Annotated in this window: 18 protein-coding genes and 1 tRNA gene; 3 read left to right on the top strand and 16 right to left on the bottom strand. The window is 42.1% G+C overall.

Annotation, left to right across the window (positions count from 1 at the left end):
- The first annotated feature begins 123 nt into the window (after nucleotides 1-123).
- Nucleotides 124-207: transfer RNA gene (locus DXB54_RS09110), tRNA-Leu, on the top strand.
- A gap of 275 nt (nucleotides 208-482) precedes the next feature.
- On the opposite strand, the gene DXB54_RS09105 is transcribed toward DXB54_RS09110, so the two are convergent.
- From DXB54_RS09105 to DXB54_RS09055, 11 genes are all read right to left on the bottom strand, one after another.
- The gene (locus DXB54_RS09105) at nucleotides 483-941 is read right to left on the bottom strand and encodes a ferritin-like domain-containing protein (RefSeq protein ID WP_021938563.1); all 459 of its coding nucleotides are present in this window, start codon (nucleotides 939-941) and stop codon (nucleotides 483-485) included.
- Nucleotides 942-1,147: 206 nt separating this feature from the next.
- Complete coding sequence (gene rplT / locus DXB54_RS09100) at nucleotides 1,148-1,504, bottom strand: 50S ribosomal protein L20 (RefSeq protein WP_118694979.1); 357 nt, start codon at nucleotides 1,502-1,504, stop codon at nucleotides 1,148-1,150.
- A 20-nt stretch (nucleotides 1,505-1,524) separates the two neighbouring features.
- Nucleotides 1,525-1,722 (bottom strand): 50S ribosomal protein L35, encoded by a 198-nt coding sequence (rpmI, locus tag DXB54_RS09095; protein WP_021938565.1) that lies wholly within the window; start codon nucleotides 1,720-1,722, stop codon nucleotides 1,525-1,527.
- Nucleotides 1,723-1,761: 39 nt separating this feature from the next.
- Nucleotides 1,762-2,256, bottom strand: a complete 495-nt coding sequence (gene infC, locus DXB54_RS09090; protein ID WP_021938566.1) for a translation initiation factor IF-3 — start codon at nucleotides 2,254-2,256, stop codon at nucleotides 1,762-1,764.
- A gap of 292 nt (nucleotides 2,257-2,548) precedes the next feature.
- A complete protein-coding gene (locus tag DXB54_RS09085) occupies nucleotides 2,549-4,675 on the bottom strand; it encodes an RNA degradosome polyphosphate kinase (RefSeq protein WP_021938567.1) in 2,127 nt (708 codons plus the stop codon).
- Between the two features lie 3 nt (nucleotides 4,676-4,678).
- Entirely contained in the window at nucleotides 4,679-6,214 is a 1,536-nt protein-coding gene (locus DXB54_RS09080) for a Ppx/GppA phosphatase family protein (RefSeq protein ID WP_118694978.1), read from the bottom strand.
- A 64-nt stretch (nucleotides 6,215-6,278) separates the two neighbouring features.
- Nucleotides 6,279-7,259, bottom strand: coding sequence for a prephenate dehydratase (locus DXB54_RS09075; RefSeq protein WP_118694977.1), 981 nt, complete (start codon nucleotides 7,257-7,259; stop codon nucleotides 6,279-6,281).
- A gap of 12 nt (nucleotides 7,260-7,271) precedes the next feature.
- Complete coding sequence (gene folK, locus DXB54_RS09070) at nucleotides 7,272-8,093, bottom strand: 2-amino-4-hydroxy-6-hydroxymethyldihydropteridine diphosphokinase (RefSeq protein ID WP_118694976.1); 822 nt, start codon at nucleotides 8,091-8,093, stop codon at nucleotides 7,272-7,274.
- Nucleotides 8,094-8,142: 49 nt separating this feature from the next.
- Entirely contained in the window at nucleotides 8,143-8,946 is an 804-nt protein-coding gene (gene folP, locus DXB54_RS09065) for a dihydropteroate synthase (protein WP_118694975.1), read from the bottom strand.
- A 76-nt stretch (nucleotides 8,947-9,022) separates the two neighbouring features.
- On the bottom strand, nucleotides 9,023-9,502 hold the full coding sequence (locus DXB54_RS09060) for an HD domain-containing protein (RefSeq protein WP_118694974.1): 480 nt from the start codon (nucleotides 9,500-9,502) through the stop codon (nucleotides 9,023-9,025).
- Between the two features lie 34 nt (nucleotides 9,503-9,536).
- Nucleotides 9,537-10,859, bottom strand: a complete 1,323-nt coding sequence (locus DXB54_RS09055) for a bifunctional folylpolyglutamate synthase/dihydrofolate synthase (RefSeq protein ID WP_243104788.1) — start codon at nucleotides 10,857-10,859, stop codon at nucleotides 9,537-9,539.
- A gap of 467 nt (nucleotides 10,860-11,326) precedes the next feature.
- On the opposite strand from DXB54_RS09055, the gene DXB54_RS09050 reads away from it, so the two are divergent.
- Nucleotides 11,327-11,896 carry a hypothetical protein gene (locus DXB54_RS09050; RefSeq protein ID WP_118694973.1) on the top strand — a complete coding sequence of 190 codons (570 nt, stop codon included), beginning with the start codon at nucleotides 11,327-11,329 and terminating at the stop codon, nucleotides 11,894-11,896.
- A gap of 491 nt (nucleotides 11,897-12,387) precedes the next feature.
- Here the strand turns inward: DXB54_RS09050 and DXB54_RS09045 are convergent, their stop codons facing one another.
- A complete protein-coding gene (locus tag DXB54_RS09045; protein WP_118694972.1) occupies nucleotides 12,388-12,741 on the bottom strand; it encodes a hypothetical protein in 354 nt (117 codons plus the stop codon).
- Nucleotides 12,742-12,786: 45 nt separating this feature from the next.
- Nucleotides 12,787-13,359 carry a hypothetical protein gene (locus DXB54_RS09040; protein ID WP_118694971.1) on the bottom strand — a complete coding sequence of 191 codons (573 nt, stop codon included), beginning with the start codon at nucleotides 13,357-13,359 and terminating at the stop codon, nucleotides 12,787-12,789.
- Nucleotides 13,360-13,552: 193 nt separating this feature from the next.
- Here DXB54_RS09040 and DXB54_RS12405 point away from each other — a divergent pair, with 193 nt between their 5' ends.
- Entirely contained in the window at nucleotides 13,553-13,771 is a 219-nt protein-coding gene (locus tag DXB54_RS12405; RefSeq protein ID WP_118694970.1) for a LytTR family DNA-binding domain-containing protein, read from the top strand.
- Between the two features lie 51 nt (nucleotides 13,772-13,822).
- On the opposite strand, the gene DXB54_RS09030 is transcribed toward DXB54_RS12405, so the two are convergent.
- The 3 genes from DXB54_RS09030 to DXB54_RS09020 all read right to left on the bottom strand — a co-directional run bounded on the left by DXB54_RS09030 (nucleotide 13,823) and on the right by DXB54_RS09020 (nucleotide 18,560).
- A complete protein-coding gene (locus DXB54_RS09030) occupies nucleotides 13,823-15,166 on the bottom strand; it encodes an AMP-binding protein (RefSeq protein WP_118694969.1) in 1,344 nt (447 codons plus the stop codon).
- A gap of 45 nt (nucleotides 15,167-15,211) precedes the next feature.
- Entirely contained in the window at nucleotides 15,212-16,642 is a 1,431-nt protein-coding gene (locus DXB54_RS09025) for a thiolase family protein (protein WP_118694968.1), read from the bottom strand.
- Between the two features lie 217 nt (nucleotides 16,643-16,859).
- Nucleotides 16,860-18,560, bottom strand: a complete 1,701-nt coding sequence (locus DXB54_RS09020; protein ID WP_118694967.1) for a S8 family peptidase — start codon at nucleotides 18,558-18,560, stop codon at nucleotides 16,860-16,862.
- Nucleotides 18,561-18,658 lie beyond the last annotated feature (98 nt).

Raw genomic sequence — 18,658 nt, 5'->3', positions numbered from 1 at the left:
AGAAATAAGGGGTAGTAAAAAAAATCAAAAAAAGTTAAAATTTTTGTTGACAACCATATATTGGAGTGGTATTATATCACTTGTGTTGAGCAGAGCACAACACAGAATAACAAAAAAAGACATGCGGGAGTGCTGGAATTGGCAGACAGGCTAGACTAAGGATCTAGTGCTGGAAACGGCGTGTGGGTTCAAGTCCCATCTCCCGCATCAACAAGAAAAAGACATCAGATTTTATCTGGTGTCTTTTTTCTTGTTGAAGAGGCTGCGCCTCTTGACCCCGATTCAAGGTCTCGCCTGCCGGCTCGGTCGGTGCTAGACGGTGTCCACCGAACACCAGCACCCCATCTCCCGCTCCTCTAACAGTAAGTGTATCAGATTTTATCCGGTGTCTTTTTCTTGTTGAAGAGGCTGCGCCTCTTGACCCCGGTTCAAGGTCTCGCCTGCCGGCTCGGTCGGTGCTAGACGGTGTCCATTTTTTATTTTTAAGCCATTCCGTTTGCTACCTTATACTTATAGAGCATTTCTGCGTGGTTCTGCTCTTCTACCTGTATATCTGCCAGAAGCTTTCTGATGGCAGTGTCCCCGAACACGAACACATCTGTATTGTACTCGCCTGACACAAGCTTTTCTGTGCCTATACAGTCTGTAGCGAGAAATTCATCATGCTTCTTATCCTCTGAGTCATCTAACATTCCATAGGCAGCCTCCGGCTCATAGTCCTTTCCGGCGGTATCATTGCAGTCACATGCCGGAACTGTACCATTAAGTACCTGCTCAAGGCTGTCATAATGCTTCTGCTCTTCCTGCTGTAATCTTCCAAAAAGATTCTTAAGCTCAGGATCTCTTGCCTGCTCTGCATACTTGGCATATTTCTCTACGCAGCTCTGCTCCTGGGTCTGAAGATCTGTTATTGCCATACGTTCTTTTTCTTTTAATTCCATTGAAATTCTCCTTTTCATTATGATTTCAAGGATATTATTGACAGCTTGTGCTGGAAATATTCACCATACAGCGATAAAAAGCAATAAAAAAAGCAGCAACCATTTGAAATTGGGGTTGCTGCGGCATAACGATGTCTCAGGCATCATTACAGCAAAAGAGGAAGCCCATACGGACTTCCTCTTCTTTTATACTTACTTATTTTATATTAAGCGATAGCTGCCTTAGCAACTTCTACAAGCTTGGCAAATCCTTCAGGATCTGAAATAGCCATCTCTGAAAGCATCTTTCTGTTGATGTCTACACCAGCAACCTTAAGACCATGCATTAACTTGCTGTATGAAATGTCATTCATTCTTGCTGCTGCATTGATACGAGCGATCCATAACTGTCTGAACTCTCTCTTTCTCTGCTTTCTACCAGCATATGAGCTTGTTAAAGCTCTCATTACTGACTGCTTTGCTACTCTATACTGCTTACTTCTAGCTCCTCTGTATCCTTTAGCGAGCTTAAGTACTCTATTGTGTCTCTTCTTAGCGCCGATACCGCCTTTAACTCTTGCCATTAGTCTGTTCCTCCAATCTATTAAATATAAGGTAAAATCTTCTTCATAACCTTCTCATTTGTTGAGTCAGTCATTGTAGCTTTTCTAAGATTTCTCTTTCTCTTTGTGGTCTTCTTTGTTAAGATATGACTCTTGTAAGCTTTGCTTCTCTTTAACTTACCGCTAGCTGTAACCTTGAAACGCTTAGCTGCTGCTTTTTTTGTCTTTAATTTAGCCATTGTAGTGTATTCCTCCTTAGATTTAAATCTTATCTTAAATTAACGCTTTTGGGTTAAAAACATTATCATACTTCTTCCTTCAAACTTAGCCGGCTTATCAACCACTGCTATGTCTGAAAGCTGTTCAGCAAACTCATCAAGGATTCCCTTGGTCTGCTCAACGTGGGCAAGCTCTCTTCCTCTGAACCTCAAGGTAACCTTTACCTTATCGCCATGAGATATGAACTTTCTTGCCATATTAATCTTGGTGTTCAAATCATTAGTATCGATATTTGGAGAAAATCTTACTTCCTTGATCTCCATGGTCTTCTGCTTCTTCTTGGCCTCTTTCTCTTTTCTGGCCATCTCATAGCGGTACTTACCGTAATCAACAATCTTGCATACAGGCGGCTTTGCCTGCGGTGCAATCTTAACTAAATCCAGCTCTGCTTCTTTTGCGATCTTGAGAGCTTCCTTTGAAGACATGATGCCAACAACCTGGCCATCCTCACCAATCAATCGCACTTCGCGATCCCTTATCTGTTCGTTAATCATTAATTCGCTAATGACCTTGTACCTCCATTAAAAAAAGTGGACAGCGCAAACCATCCACTTTATACTTAGCTATTTTTATAAAATCATGCTTCATATAAACCCGAGTCACCAAATGTGCTAAGGTGAGAGTGGACACTCTGCTTTGTTGTATCTGTGTTACTTACACACAGCTTCTATACTTTACCATCTATATTATATGTTGTCAAGTATATTTACATGTTATTCATTAAATATTTTTCATGAAGCCTTCAGACATTTTTATACTGATCTTCAGACTTCTATAATATATATGTTATATATCTTCCTCCGGTTCTTCTGCCTCAACAGGAATGAACACTCTCTTATCTTCTACTTCATCCTCTTCCTTCTGGCTTTTTCTTGCCTCTTCAACGAAGTACATCTGGGAATCAAGTCTTACCTTGCCACGGAGATCCTGCTTCTCATAGCTTCCGTCAGGCTGCATTATATGAGCCTTTAAGGTATCTGCCAGCTGTATCTTCAGAATATTTTTGATCTTCTCCTTAAGCTCCGGATCCTCCACAGGGAAGGTTATCTCCACACGCTTGTCAAGGTTTCTAGGCATCCAGTCGGCACTTCCCATGTATATATCCTCAAATCCGTCATTGTAGAAATAGAATATTCTTGAATGCTCAAGATAATTTCCAACTATTGATCTCACCGATATATTCTCGCTGAGCCCCGGAACCCCTGCTCTGATACAGCATATGCCTCTCACTATAAGATCTATCTTAACTCCTGCTGCCGAAGCATCATAAAGAGCATGCATAATCTTAGGATCACACAAAGAGTTCATCTTTGCTATGATACGTCCCTTCTTTCCCTGACGTGCATTCTCTGCCTCTCTGTTTATGAGCATGAGGAACTTATCCTTAAGCCATATAGGTGCCACTGCCAGCTTGTTCCATTTCTTAGGCTCTGAGTACCCTGACAGCATGTTAAATACTGCTGTGGCATCCTCTCCGATAGGATCACTGCAGGTAAGAAGTCCCATATCTGTGTAGAGCTTTGCTGTAGCGTCATTGTAGTTACCTGTTCCAAGGTGGACATATCTCTTGATACCATCCTCTTCACGTCTTACCACCAGTGCTATCTTTGAGTGGGTCTTAAGTCCCACAAGACCATATATTACATGGCAGCCTGCCTTCTCAAGCTTCTTGGCCCATGCAATATTATTTTCCTCGTCAAACCTTGCCTTAAGCTCCACAAGTACCGTAACCTGCTTGCCGTTCTCCGCTGCCTGGGCAAGGGCGGCAATAATAGGTGAATTACCACTTACTCTGTACAGAGTCTGTTTGATGGCAAGTACATCAGGATCATTTGCCGCCTGTCTGATAAACTCAATAACAGGAGTGAACTCGTAATATGGATGAAACAGAAGTATATCATGCTTCTTGATCCTGTCAAATATCCTGCTGTAATCTCCCATCCCCGGCACAGGCTGTGGTGGATACTTAGGATACTTCAGATGGTCGAAGCCTTCAAGACCATTTACCTTCATAAGGAAGGTAAGGTCAAGGGGTCCATTTATCTTGTAAACTACATCATCTGCCACGTTCAGATGTTTCTTAAGCTCCTTTAAAAGCTTCTTGTCCATGTTATCCTCCACCTCAAGTCGGATAACCTCGCCCCACTGTCTCTGCTTAAGCTGCTTCTCTATCTCCTTAAGAAGATCTGCTGTCTCCTCTTCATCAATGGAGAAATCAGCATTTCTCATGATCCTGTATGGATGGGCACAGACTATGTCATAGTTCAGGAAGAGCTTATCAAGGTTCTTCTCTATAACCTCTTCGAGAAGGATTATCTCCTTTACGTTCTTATCTGCTGATGGTAATGAGATTATCCTTGGAAGAACTGATGGCACCTGTACGGTTGCTATATCTGTAACATCCTTCTTCTTGTCATATATAAGGGCACCGATATTAAGAGATTTATTCTTAATAAGGGGGAACGGTCTTGACGAATCCACCGCCATAGGAGTAAGTACCGGGTAAATATCCTTTTCAAATATCTTATCCACATACTTTGACTGCTCCGGCGTAAGATCCTCATAGTGGCCCACTATCTTAAGCCCATTTGTCTCAAGAAGAGGAAGCAGTGACCTGTTGTAGGTATGGTACTGGTTCTTCATGAACTCCTTGGTGCCCTCCTTCAGCTTATCAAGCTGCTCCTTAGGTGTCATCCCCGCAATATCCTTCTTGGTATAATCTGCATGTACCATATCTGTAAGGGACGCTATTCTTACCATGAAGAACTCATCAAGGTTGGATGCTGTGATACTGAGGAATTTTATTCTTTCAAATATCGGTATAGTCTTATCCTTTGCCTCGCTTAAGCATCTCTTGTCAAATTCCAGCCAGCTAAGCTCTCTGTTGTAAAATAATGTTTTTTCCTCTGCCATCCTTTATAACCCCCTTCTCTGCTTCAGTACAGGCTTTATTCCGTATACCTTCTTGAATAATGCTGTCTTTTCTTTAAATGTTCCGATCTCAAGTGTTATATCTTCAAATGTATCAGCCACTATGGTAAGCGTATCATTCTTTATTGTAACTCTCACGCTGTCAATCTTCTGTTTGTGGCTCTTGTCAAGAACGTCTGCCAGTCTTAATATGGCAGCAAGCTTGGCAACCTTCATATAATCTGCAGTATTTATAGTGCCGCTTGCCTTGGCTGCAGAGGGAAGATAATAAACATTGTATCGTACGATATTCGCAATTTCTTCTCTCTCCTTGTGAGACAAGCCAAGTATCTCTGTAGCCATTATTATGTAATATGAAATAAGTGTACTCTCATTCATGTTGATATACTTACCACAGCAATGCAAAATTGCCGCAATCTGAAGTTGCAGCCGTTCTCTCTTGTCCAGCCCATGGGTTCCCTTAAAACTGTCAAATATGGCAAGAGCGTTACTGCATACATTCTCAATATGGGCCGTATTGCACTTATACCTCTTGGCAAGGCTGTACGCCGACTGGATTATGTCATTGTCGAAGTCCTTTGTTATATATGTATAGCCCTCCTTGTCCATGTAATGGGCAACAATACCATCACAAAAGGTAACATTCGGTGTAAGTATCTCCTCGGCCTTTGATTTGTCTAAGAATGACTGATATATGATAGCCATAGGGAGCATAAGGGTTGCCTGCTCATATGGTATTCCGTAGTTCTCAGAAAGTGCCTCCGGATTCATATCAAACACTCTCTTATACAAAGTTCCGAACTGCTCTCTTGAAATACTGTTCTCAATATTAAGCTCCGGTCCCACCTTCTTTAAATTATTGATACCATCGCCAATGGCGATTATACGCTTTATCTCTTTTTCATTTAAGAACATGTTCCTGAATTCCAGAATGAAGTTTGACACATACTCTTCCATTATGTTCTCAAGCTCCACTGTATCTGCGCCGAACTTCTGAAGATAATCTCTTATTCGCACGGCACCTATCGGAAGGTTCTGGGTATTTACCAGATTCTGCTTGTCAAATATTGATATCTGCAGACTTCCTGCACCAATATCAAGAAGTGCCGCATTCTTGCTGGCAAGCTGCTCCTCACTTCCCTTTTTGGCTGCGTATGCCTTGTAGTTCATGAACCTCTGCTCTGAGTTACTGAGGATCTCAACCTTCATGCCGGTTCTCATCATGATCCGTTCAATAACGAACTCAGCATTCTCTGCCTCTCTTACCGCAGAGGTGGCATATGCCCTGTATTCCGCAACCCTGTATTCCTTCATTTTCTTCTTGAATTTGTTTAAGATATCACACAGCTTATCTAAGGACGACTCCTCTATACGTCCGTTCCTGTATGTATCGCTTCCCAGCTCTATTACGCCGCTTACGCTGTCTATCTCCCTGGCAGCCTTCTTTGACGCAATCTCATAGATCTTCATATTAATCTGGTTTGATCCCACGTCTATTGCTGCAAATGTTTTGTATGCCATAATGTACTACCCCCTGACATTATTTTTTCTGCATATAATTTATCTTTAATTCTCTTCTTTATATTTAATAAGTTCCTATCAGCCTGAAATCCAATGAGTCTCTGTATATTCCTGACAATGCAGATATGGTTCTCGGATCGTCCATATTCCCCTCCATGGTCACAAAGAATTTATACTCCCAGGTCTTTCCCTTTAAGGGTCTAGACTCAATGTTTGTAAGGTTGATCCCATTCAGATTTATGTTGCTGAGTATGTTATAAAGTGTACCACTTTCATGGGGCAAGGAAAAGGAAATAATAACATTTTTCCCTGATTTTACATACATTTTACCCCTTGCTAAGATTATGAACCTTGTGGTGTTATTATTATTGTTTACAATGCCCTTTTTTAATATATCAAGGCCGTAGATCCTTCCTGCCAGCTCACTGGCTATGGCTGCATGAGTCCTGTCCTGTTCGTTTATGACCTTCTGTGCCGCCACCGCAGTATTTGCCACGTTGATACGCTCCCAGTCCGTAGTATCAAGAAAATCCTTGCACTGCATCAGTCCCTGTGGATGGGAATATACCTGCCTTATATCAGAAATCCTTGCCCCCGGAACCCCAAGCAGGGCATGAGCAACATGTACCTGGTCTTCTCCCACCACAGTAAGGTTGCTCTTTCCAACCATATCATATATTCCGTTTACGAAGCCGGCAGAGGAATTCTCTATTGGAAGAACCCCATAATCCGCCTTTCCACTGTTTATAACATCTATTACATCCTCAAATGCTTCCACATTTATATTTTTTATATCGTCACCAAAGAACTTGAACATTGCCTGATGGCTGTATGCTCCGGGAACTCCCTGATACGCCACCACCGTGTCTTCATTTATGTCCAGACTGTTCACGCCCTTAAAATCCGCTCTCCAGGGAAGCTTCTCCGCATCCTCTGCAAATACATTGCCGCCGGAGACTGCTATCTCAGACATGATTTTTTTTCTGACCTCTGACAATTCTGCTATTTCTTTTTCTACACTTCTCAAGTCTTCTATTGTGTACATTTATTTCTCCAATTATTTTCTATGTTTCAGTTCATCAAATAGCTCTGAAACAGTAAGCCCCTTAAGAGGATGTCTCTTGTAGGCTGCTATATTCTTTAAAGGCTCCAGTACAAACTCTCTCTTGTGCATTTCCACATGAGGAATATGAAGATCATCCGAATCGTAAACAATGTCATCATACAAAAGTATGTCTATATCCAGAGTTCTCGGTCCCCAGTGAATACGTCTCTCTCTTCCTGCTCCCGCCTCAATGGCGTTCACAAGCTTTAAAAGCTCCTCCGGTGTCCTTAAAGTCTCCACCTCAAGACAGCCGTTAAGGAAATCATCCTGCTTAACACCGCCGTAAGGCTCTGTTACAATAAAGTCTGACACTTTGGTGACCTTGGTGTAATCGTCATTGTTAAGCTCATCTATGGCGTAATCAAGATATGATTCCTTATCTCCCATATTGGACCCGATACCCAGATATGCCACATGCCTTTTTCTGGTTATCTCCACAGATACCGTATCCACCGGCATATGCACCGGTGCCCATGGCTTCTGTATCTCCAGATCCACCTCCTGCACATCCTGGTATTTCAAAAGTATACTTGACGCCACATTCTCGGCAACCGCCTCGATCAGGTTATGGTTGCAATCCTTCATGATCTCACTTATGAGCTTACACACTGCCCCATAGTCCACGGACTTGTTCAGGTCATCTGTAAGGCCTGCGTTTCTGGTTGACATAACTAAATCTACATTTACTATGAACTTCTGTCCCAATATCTTCTCTTCTTCAAACACACCGTGATTTGCAAATATCTCAAGACCTCTTATCTTTATCTTATCCATGCAGATTCTCCCATCTATATACTACAATATTAAGTTTCCGCCACATACCTTATGCTGTAAGTATCGCCTGTGCCATCTTAAGGGCACGGTAATTCGCCTTGACATCATGAACCCGGAAGAACTGACAGCCCTTCATAAGTCCTATAACAGAGGTGGTAATGGTGCCCTCCTCCCTTTCATTTACAGGAAGATCAAGGGTAAGTCCTATCATGGATTTTCTCGAGGTTCCAAGAAGTATCGGAAGTCCCCACTTCTTAAGAAGCTCCAGATTGTTCATCATGATAAGGTTCTGCTCCAATGTCTTGCCAAAGCCTATGCCGGGATCTACCATTATCTTATTCTTATCTATTCCTGCCTTGTATGCCATCTGCACCGACTCGTCAAGATCTTTGATGGCGTCCTCAAGGTAGTTTACATAATTTGTGTTGTCCCTGTTGTGCATAAGGCAGCATGCCTTGTCATGTCTGGCGATTATATCTGCCATATCCTTGTCCCACTTCAGCCCCCATATATCATTTATCAGGTCTGCACCTGCAAGTATTCCTGCTTCCGCGACCTTTCCCTTGTAGGTATCCAGAGAAACGGGAACGTCAAATTCCTTCTTTATCATTTCTATAACAGGGCACACCCTGTCGATCTCGCACTGATCCGAAATCTTCTCATGTCCCGGTCTTGTGGATTCACCGCCCACATCGATTATGTCAGCCCCATCCTTTATCATCTGCTCTGTGGCTGCTCTTGCGGTATCCATTGTGTTATGCAAACCTCCATCCGAAAATGAATCCGGTGTCACATTCAAAATTCCCATTATGTATGGTCTGTCCTCATTAAAATCGTACTTTCCTATTATCATGATATCCCCCTTATTGTGTAAAACATCAGCCCCTTTAAAATTTGCCTATTGGGCATTGCCTGCTCCGGCAAAGGGCTTAATATTCTATGTTCATATTTTTTTCTTCCGGCTTCCAGTAGCAGGTATCTATAGCCTTACAGTTATAGCAGTCTCTTGAAAGCTTATCGGCTCTGTAGATATACAGAGAAAGTCCTTTTTTCTTTTTGTTGCTAGAATTATGTAAACTTATAGCCTTTATGATCTCATTTTCTTCGCACTTATCAAATCCAGCCTCTCTAATTATGTCAACTGCATACCGACAGCTCAGTTTATGATGATCGATTCCCTCGTCATCTACATCTGCCCTTCCGATATCATGAAGCAGTGCTGCTGCATATATCAATTCTTTGGTCACATCTGCCTTATCTTCAAGCGAGAAGATATATGCCAGTCTTGCCACGTCCAGAAGATGATCCAATCCATGTCTGCAATATATACGATCTGTTTCCTTTTCTTCTATCACCCGGATATAATTTTTGAATTTTTCATTGTTGAATATTCTGTCTATTCTTTCCATGTAAATGTCCTGTCTTGTTTTTTGCCTGCATTTTTTATCTGCCGATGCTTAGCTCTCCAATAAACGAAAGTGAGCCGAAAGCAAGTACAACTGTTTCCTCTCTGCTCTGAATACCTGTTTCACCATCTACGAAATCTGTCCTTGACAGATCCACGGCTCTTTTCACTGCCTCCGTTGCAGTTTCAGCAGTATACACATTCTGAAAATGCTTCTCTGCTGCCTGTGCAAGTGCCTCCTTTGGAAGCGCACGTTTCTCATTAGGAGGTGTCACAGCTATAAGTGTATCACTGTATGGTGCCATTATATCAAGCATCTTCTCATATTCCTTATCCTTGAACACTCCGCATACGTAGATCAGCCTTTTATCTTTGAAATACTCTCTTACATTCTGCGCCAGGCTCTGCCAGCCGCCTACGTTATGAGCTCCGTCTATATATATATCAGGATCACTTCCTACCTGTTCAAATCTCCCCTTCCACCGGGCAGCGGCAAGACCCTTCTTTATCTGCTCATCCGTTATGCTGCAGCCACTGTATCTGTTCAGACATCTTGCCACCTCTATGGCCACTACGCTGTTGTATACCTGATAGAGTCCATTTAAGGCTATTTTGTAACACTTGCCGTCATATATATATTCTGTATAATCCTTTTCTATTGCTGTTATCCTGATCCTGCTGAAATCACACATATCTGCCGGAGCTGCAAGTCTTTCGCACTCCTCCAGATATGCCGGTCTGAGGGTCTCCTGAAGCTGATATGCCACGCATGGTACTCCCGGTCTCATGATACCCATCTTCTCACGAAGTATCCCCGAAAGATCATTTCCCAGAAATTTCATATGGTCCATGCTTATGCTGGCAAGGACGGTACATAATGGCTTTTTTACTACATTTGTGGCATCAAGCCTTCCCCCCATCCCTGTCTCCAGGAGAAGAAAATCCACTTTTTTCTTCTTAAAATATAGAAATGCCATAGCTGTTTCAAGTTCAAAGGCTGTAGGATAATTCAATCCGTCAGCCTCCATACCGGATGCAGCTCCCCCGACAGCTTCCATTATCTCTGCAAATTCCTCTTCCGTCATATACCGGGAATTTATCTGAAAGCGTTCGAGATATGTAAATATAGTTGGCGAAATGTATCTTCCTACTCTGTAGCCTGCCGCCCTTAATATATATTCGAGAAATGCAAATATAGAACCCTTTCCATTGGTGCCGGCTATATGAATAACATTTAGAGAGTCCTGGGGATCTCCCAGTCTGGAAAGCAGTTCTTTTATAGTAGACAGCCCCGGAACAATCCCTGCTCCTTCCGCCTTTTTTATGTATTTATATGCGTCTTCATATGTCATATCTATCATCCTCTTCCTCTTGAACTCCAGCCATGTAAAATTTAAATGGCCAGAGCTGCATATCCAGTTGACACACCACGTCACATTTAACTTATATAATACAATATTTTAAATATTATCTCAACGATAACAGCAGCAAAAAGTCACAGTGTATACCAGAACCTGTTCCACTTTTACAGTAGTGGTTCTGTATACGTCCAAATACTGAAACCTCCTCGCCCATCTTCAGTGTAAGTGTGTTGTTCTTATACAACATACCGCATTTTTGCTGTTTGTAATATTTTTAATTTGGCATTATGCTATATTTTATTTTGACAATATTCATTTTAAAGTAGCATATCCGGCATGAACTATCAATGGTTTTATTATATTTCATAATAACCCAATTCAAAGTGTGCATCTAACTCTGCGGAACGAATATTTTCTTAATTTACATGACATAATAATCTCATAATATTCATTTGGAGGAAATTATCATGAAAAAGAAAATAATTTTATTGCTGATGTGCTGCATGATGTGTATTGCAATTACAGCCTGCTCCGGTTCCGATAATCCTGTTGATGATGCAGGTAATGCTGTGGAAGATGCTGCTGATGGAGCCGGTGATGCTGTTAAAGACGTGACTGATGGGGTCGGTGATGCTGTCAAAGATGTGACTGATGGAGCCGGTGATGCTGTTAAGGACGTGGCAGATGGCGCGGGGGACGCTGTAAATGATGCTGCACATGGGGTCGGTGATGCTGCTGACAATATTGCCAATGGTGCCGGTGACATGATAAATGGTTCTGTAAGAACATTTGATGATGCCTATAATCGTTTCATGGGAATGCTTCCTGACTCTTCAGGCCGTTATTCCGTAACTAATAATGATAAGGATCTTGTTGAATATGCTGATGGAAAGCGCGGATACCATATTGAGCTTCATGACTCCAAGAATGGAGACAAGAAGGTGGGCGACTTCTATGTTGATCCGGATACCGGAAAAATATATAAGGTTGGTTCTGACAAAAAGGCGGTAGAGTACGATTTTTCTGACTTAAAGTAGGGAATAAGGGGCGTGCATGTGCCGTAATTTAGGTTTCATGGTATCAAACGCTGTTTATTTCACGCTTTTGGCGCCTTATCAACTGTGGACCGTGATAAAAAATATGTATGTCAAAACAATTTTTTTGCTTTTGACATACATATTTTTTTATGGCACCTGTTTTCTGGGTTGGTTTCTTGACCTGTTTTGTCGTTTTGGACTTTTAGGTCATGTTTTTTCTGTGTTTTTCTTGACCTGTTTTCCACTTTTTGATTTTCAGGTCATGCTTTTTCTTTGCTTTTCTTGACCTGTTTTCCACTTTTTGATTTTCAGGTCATGTTTTCCCTGGATTTTTCTTGACCCGTTTTGCTGTTTTGGATTTTCAGGTCATGTTTTCCCTTGGTTTTTCTTGACCTATTTCGCTATTTTGCATTTTTAGGTCATGTTTTCTTCGGTTTTTTCTTGACCTGTTTTGCCATTTTGCATTTTTAGGTCATGTTTTTCTCGCAATTTTATTTCACCTGAAAATGTTCCGGGTCGGTTTTGGCAAGCATCCTGTCATACTGTTCGTACATTTTCTGGACACTATTTTCAAGGAGATAATAATGTTTGATATATGGCACAAGAAGCACCATAAATGCTAGTGCAAGAACAAGCAGTGATATTTTCTCATATATTACAAATGCCATACAACCAGCCACTGTAAGTATTGCAAAAAGGAACGTAACTATAAGATGTATAAGCCTTTCATGCATAAAGAACTTTATCTGGATCAGATGTTTTCTCTGCTCATCGATAAAATCCAAATCTTCTCTTTTTAATATTTCTTCTATATAATCGAGATATTGTTTTATTCTCTTCGCCATAACTGATCCTCCCCTGCAATTTAAACAGTATCGCATTCCTGTTTTTTACATTATATTTGCCTTATTGAGTAAGTGCTCGAAGGACGCTGTTGCATTATCATAGAAGAAGCTTAGCACATATGACGGATTTTCTTCCTCATCGGTATCAATTATCATCTGAAAGCATTCTTTTCTTTTACAGGCATCACTGCCATCTCCCATGGTTGTGTTTTCTGCTGCAGAGCCAGGGAAGTTTACATAATTCTCAACAACCTTTTCCTTAGGAATTCCGGCATAGAATATGGCACTATTTGCAAATTTCTTCAGTACCTGCCTATACTCCTCTGCACTAAACGGTCTGTCAGGCACCTGTTCTATAAGCCTGTCATCGGCATCATACAATTTGTGCCCCTCAAGCAGGATTGCCTGAATTTCTGCTCCTGTAAATCTAAGATTCATGGTATCTGCATACCTGTCTGTATACATCTCATTCTGGGAATTTTCCGCCTTAACTATAACTCCAGTCAGTGTGAATGTTAGAACAGCCTGCACATTTTCCCTGTCGTCCCAATCTACTGCCTCAATGGTTGCATCATGAAAATCCATGGTGTTTAATTCATTTTCTATACAGTATTTCATTTTTCGCTCCTTATTCTGATTGAACTCAAGCCATGCCAAATATCGTATTTTATAATAGCATCCGCAAAAGACTTTTTCAATAAAAATCCGTTCCTGCATCACCACACCAGACAATAGTTTCTTTCATGATTACGGCTCTCTAACATTGAACATCAGCCCATAATAAATCGCCTACGGCGAGGGCTGACGCTACATGTCTTTAGCTCCAGCACCAACAATTCTTAAGGAAATCTTGAAAGTACTTCCTGGAAACTTCATCAGATGCCACAAAAGCTATATTATAAATAAGAATTTCATTGCAAACTATGACATAACAACCAGATATGTTGCAGTAAAAAGCGCAGATGAACTGACATCTATCCCTATAGGCCAGACATATTATAAATCTCTCATAAGTCAATTAAAATATTAATTTCCTATTACCTTTCACATATATCTGTAACCTTACCGGTCTGCATATTCATTACACTAGTCTTCTCAGCACTTTTCCACTTTCGGTCTTCTGCAGGCTGTCGACTCTGACGAAATGTTTCGGGATCTCGCAGGCTTCCAGAACATCCGCAAGGCTCTGCCTTATATTTACATAACTCTCATCTGTTTTCTCTGTTTCTGACTCGTAATATGCCCATATAGATTCGTCATCACCATTTTTAACTGACTTCACAGCTACATTCTTTACCCCGAGATACTTACGCAGGGCTTCCTCGATCTTGTAGGCTGACAGCTTTCTTCCATTTACAACTATTATATCATCAGCCCTTCCAAGGAAATAAAATCTTCCTTCTTCGTCCTCAAAGCCCAGGTCATTTGTCTTATAAGGTCTTGGAGCACCAATAACGCCAAACGAGTTGTCAACCACAAACACATCGTCCTCTATGCTGACATCCACCTCAGGAAATGGTCTTCCCACCAGCCTTGAATCCTCTGTGAATTCTCTGTCGGTGAGATATGTTATATAATTTATCTCTGAGGCTCCGTAATAAACAAGCATGTCACATTCAGGGAAAATCCTCTTTACTCTTGCGGCCTCCTCTGCACCAAAGGACTGTGAGCCGGTGATATAATGCTTTATAGCAGCATTACAGATATTATCAGCCTGCCCTCCGGCTTTCGAATAAGACTTCACCAGGGCCATCATTTTCACCGGGATCAGATATATATAGTTTACATAATTCTCATCTATGCATTTAGCCCAATATCTCGGGTCAAATTTCCTGGTTGTCACGATCCTGCCACCATCATGCATAAGCCCCATGTACAGGTTCAGATTTCCTGTAAATGACAGGGAACCATGTGTGAACAGCACAGTATCTCCACCCATGGAAAAAAGCTTATTCTGCACAGGGAAATAATCTGCCCAGCTCTCCATGGTTCTAAATAGCACCTTTGAACTTCCTGTGGTTCCTGATGTCATGACTCCCATCACTGCACCATGAGGAACCTCTATAGACTTTATTGTGTCAAGCTCCTCATTATCAGGATAGCCGCCACATATTACAGGCACCTTCCCGGCCTTCATAATTCCAATAAAATATACAAGCTCCAGGGCAACAGTATCCTTCACTATAAGACATATATCATTTTCAAGAATTATCACGCTTCCCAACTCAGCTGCCACATTTTTTTCTGAATTTCCCGTGCAAATATTTTTTTCTGGACTTCCTGCCAGTATGCCTTTGTACCGATCTGACACGACATCTGCCTGCCTGATAATGTCTCCATAGGTATATATTCTTCCATCTTCTATCAGAGCAACTCTATCAGGTTGAACTGTTTTTATCATTTCATAGTAATTTCTATATTTCATATTTATGTAAACCTCGCTATTCTGTACAAAATTCAGCGAAACATCTCACCTGCTGACGAGCATGGCCGTGCCTATTCCGCCGGCGGCGGCAACTGCACATACTCCGTATCTCGTTTCTGATATATCTGTTTCCGAAACATCTTCACCTTTTACAACAATGTTCCAATCTTTATTGTCCACATCATTATATCCGGCTTCATTATCCACGCTATTATTTGCTGAGACTTCGGCTTCCTCCGCCATCAATTTCTCCATAGCTTTCATGAGATGTAAGGTTATTATGCCTCCGGACGCCCCATAAGGATGTCCGTATGCCAATGCGCCACCAAATACATTTGCATTTGAAAAGTCTTTGTTTACATAACTCTCCATCAACTTATCTATAACTGCAAATGCTTCATTATACTCCCATGCCAATATATCTGAAGCCTTCAGGTTGTTCCTGCTCAAGAGCTTATCTATAGCAGGAACTATACTGACAGGGCTCATATCCGGTGACGCCCCCACAGAAACAATGTCAACTATCTTGAAGGGATGTATGATTTCATTCATGTCCTTGATATATTTTTTATTTTCCTTATACTTTTTCAGAAAACGTTCCGAGCAAAGCAGTACAAATGCCGCCCCATCATTTGTAAGGCATACATTTCCCACCGTGATATAACTTCCACCGGGAACCAGCGCCGGAAGTCTTGTGAGTAACTTCTCGGATATCCTGTCCCTTATGCCCTCATCCTTTTCAGGATGCTCTTTTCTTGTCAAAGTCATATTTTTATGTTGTTCTGCTTCTGTATTTACACATTTGTCTGTTTCTACATTTACACATTTGCCTGGTTCATCATCCTCCACAGCTCTCCTGCTTCTGTCGTACTCGTAAAAGCTTCCGGCAAGTATGTCATCCAGTTCTCCATTCTCCCTTGCCTGTGCCGCTCTTCTGTGGCTTCTTATGGCATACATGTCAAGCTCATGCCTATCCATGCCAAAGGTTGCGGCACACTTCTCCGCCCCCTTAAACATTGCCAGCTCATCATAGGGTCCCGGCTTAAACTTCGCCACCTTAAATACATTATCTCCGTCCACCGTATAGTCCGGATGTCGTTTATTTATGCGCCTTTCAGGTGCACTTGAGCTGCTTTCAAATCCTCCGGCTATAGCTACATCTGCCATGCCAAGCTCTATCTGCATTGCCGCCTGCATAATGGCTGCAAGCCCGGAGCCACACTGGGAGTCCACTGTCACCACCGGAGTTTTCTCCGGGACCCCTGCCATAAGGGAAGCAAGACGTCCTATATTTCCCCCTGCTCCGATAGCATTTCCTACCGCCACCAGATCTATATCCTCCGGCGAAATGTCGTAGCTGTCCATCACTTTTTTTATTACAAATGCTCCCAGCTCCTCAGCACTTACATTTCTATATATTCCATTTTCAACACCTATGTAGCTTCGTCTGCCACCAAGCAAATATACTTTATCCATTCTCTACCTGCCAAGATTGTAATTTATAGTCCAATGAAAATATACAACTATTTTTCCCTTTCCGCAATTATATAACATTATCATTTTCATGATATTCTCTCTGTTATCTTCATTTGGGCCATAGCTCTTCTATTCTCTTCTATTCCTATATTATCTTTTTTATACACCACTATTTCAATATGGGCATTATATCAGCTTTTATCCCATCATAAATCCCTTACAAATTCCTCAAAGACTCAAAGGTTTTCCTCAGGTTCAATGTCCCGAAGCCGTAATACCTGTCTGGATACCGGCGGCTGTTCTCACGGTCTGCCCCCCTTATAAGGTACTGCCTGATCTGATTGCCGTTTATGTATGGTGACAGTCCTCTGTCCCTGGACCACTGCTGCATAAGGGCGGCGGCACCGACTGCACAGGCTGCACTTATGGAGCTTCCGCTTCCGGTAACCTTTGTACCGTAAGGACCCGCTCCGGTGATATTCACTCCGGGAGCTGCAATATCGGGCTTCACCACTGAATTCGCAGTGTAGCCACGACTGCCATTTACATATATGCTTCCGTCGCTGTAATTATATGCCCCGGAAACTATTGGTGTCACCGCAGTTCCCGGCACCGTCACCGTCCCCCAGGTTACAGGATTGGTAAATACCAGTCCCTCCGGCACAAAACTGCTCACCGGCAGCCATGCCCTGTACTGCTTCTCCACTGTCCCGGTGGCTGTAAGGGTTATCCTGTAAAGTCCTCTTGGGGTGTCAAAGAACCTTACCAGTATCAATTCGTCCCCGGCCTGCCCCTCCACAAGAAAATAATCCACATATATGGTTCCCCCGCCGAATATAGGTTTTATTATCTGACTTCTGTCAAACCGAGGCGGGATACGATCAATTATCTCGCCACCGGCAATATCCATGCCTATAGCATATACTCCGGGAGCCTTTCCCCATATTTCAAGGGTAAATGCAGTCTTCTCCGGCACATTTATCTCTATGACCGCCTGTTCATTATCCTCTATGTCCCCATCAGTGTGATGACCGGCGGAGCCTTCATTTCCCCCGGCAACACTGACACATACGCCTCTTAATATTCCTATATTATTTATGTATGCCTCAAGGGCCGCACTGCCTGTGTGGCTTCCACTGTTGGTTCCAAAGCCTATAAGTATGGACACTGTTTTCCTTAATCTGTAGGAACACTGGAGGATATACGCAATCGCCAGCATTATATCTGCCTCCGAATAGGCTTCTCCCTGCCTAACTCCGTACAGCTCCTTGAGATTTTCCTTTGCCTTCTTTAACTTCACCACCACAAGGTCGCTGTTTACTGCAATACCGTTATTTCTCCCGGCGGCTATGGAAGCAAGATAATTTCCATGGTTATCCTCTCCACGGAGCACACTGTTTCCTTCCTCAACAAACCTGTTAAGCTGCTCCTCCGTATAATACGTTCCAAAGGGGAATTCTCCGGCATAACCATCACCGGAAGATGAATTAACGCTCTGATCCCATGCATATTTTATCCTGGTTCTGCCGTATTCGTTTAAAAATTCTTCGTTTAAAATGTCTATTCCTGTATCAACGATTCCAATGACAATATCCTTTCCGTCAAGTCCAAGAACACTTTCGTTGTCAAGATTTTCCCCGTTGATCATGGACAAAATAGAAGGAGTATTGTAAGCTGCCTCTCCCACCGCCGCGTCCATAGGTGCCAACAGCTTGGGAAATATATTGTATGCCAGGTTCCCGAAGCTCTCCATGTAGTCGCTTCTCTTTTTGGAATAAAGTATTGCATACCTGTTATCAATAAAAAACAGGCAGGCATTGGAATAAATCTCTTCCAATACCTGCCTGTCTCCGTTGTATTCAACTATATAATCTGCATAATCCTCACTGTATACTGCCTCATAGCAATTTTCATTCATAGGTATACCCTCCCTTGAAATCAGTTCACCATAATGGTCATATACAACAAGTATATTTAACCGAAGCCTCCGTCATGACTAAACATTATCCCATACAC

Source organism: Coprococcus sp. OM04-5BH (assembly GCF_003482105.1).
Taxonomy (GTDB): Bacteria; Bacillota; Clostridia; order Lachnospirales; family Lachnospiraceae; genus Coprococcus.
The sequence above is the reverse complement of the archived record's forward strand: the minus strand, read 5'-3'. Positions and strand labels throughout refer to the sequence as shown.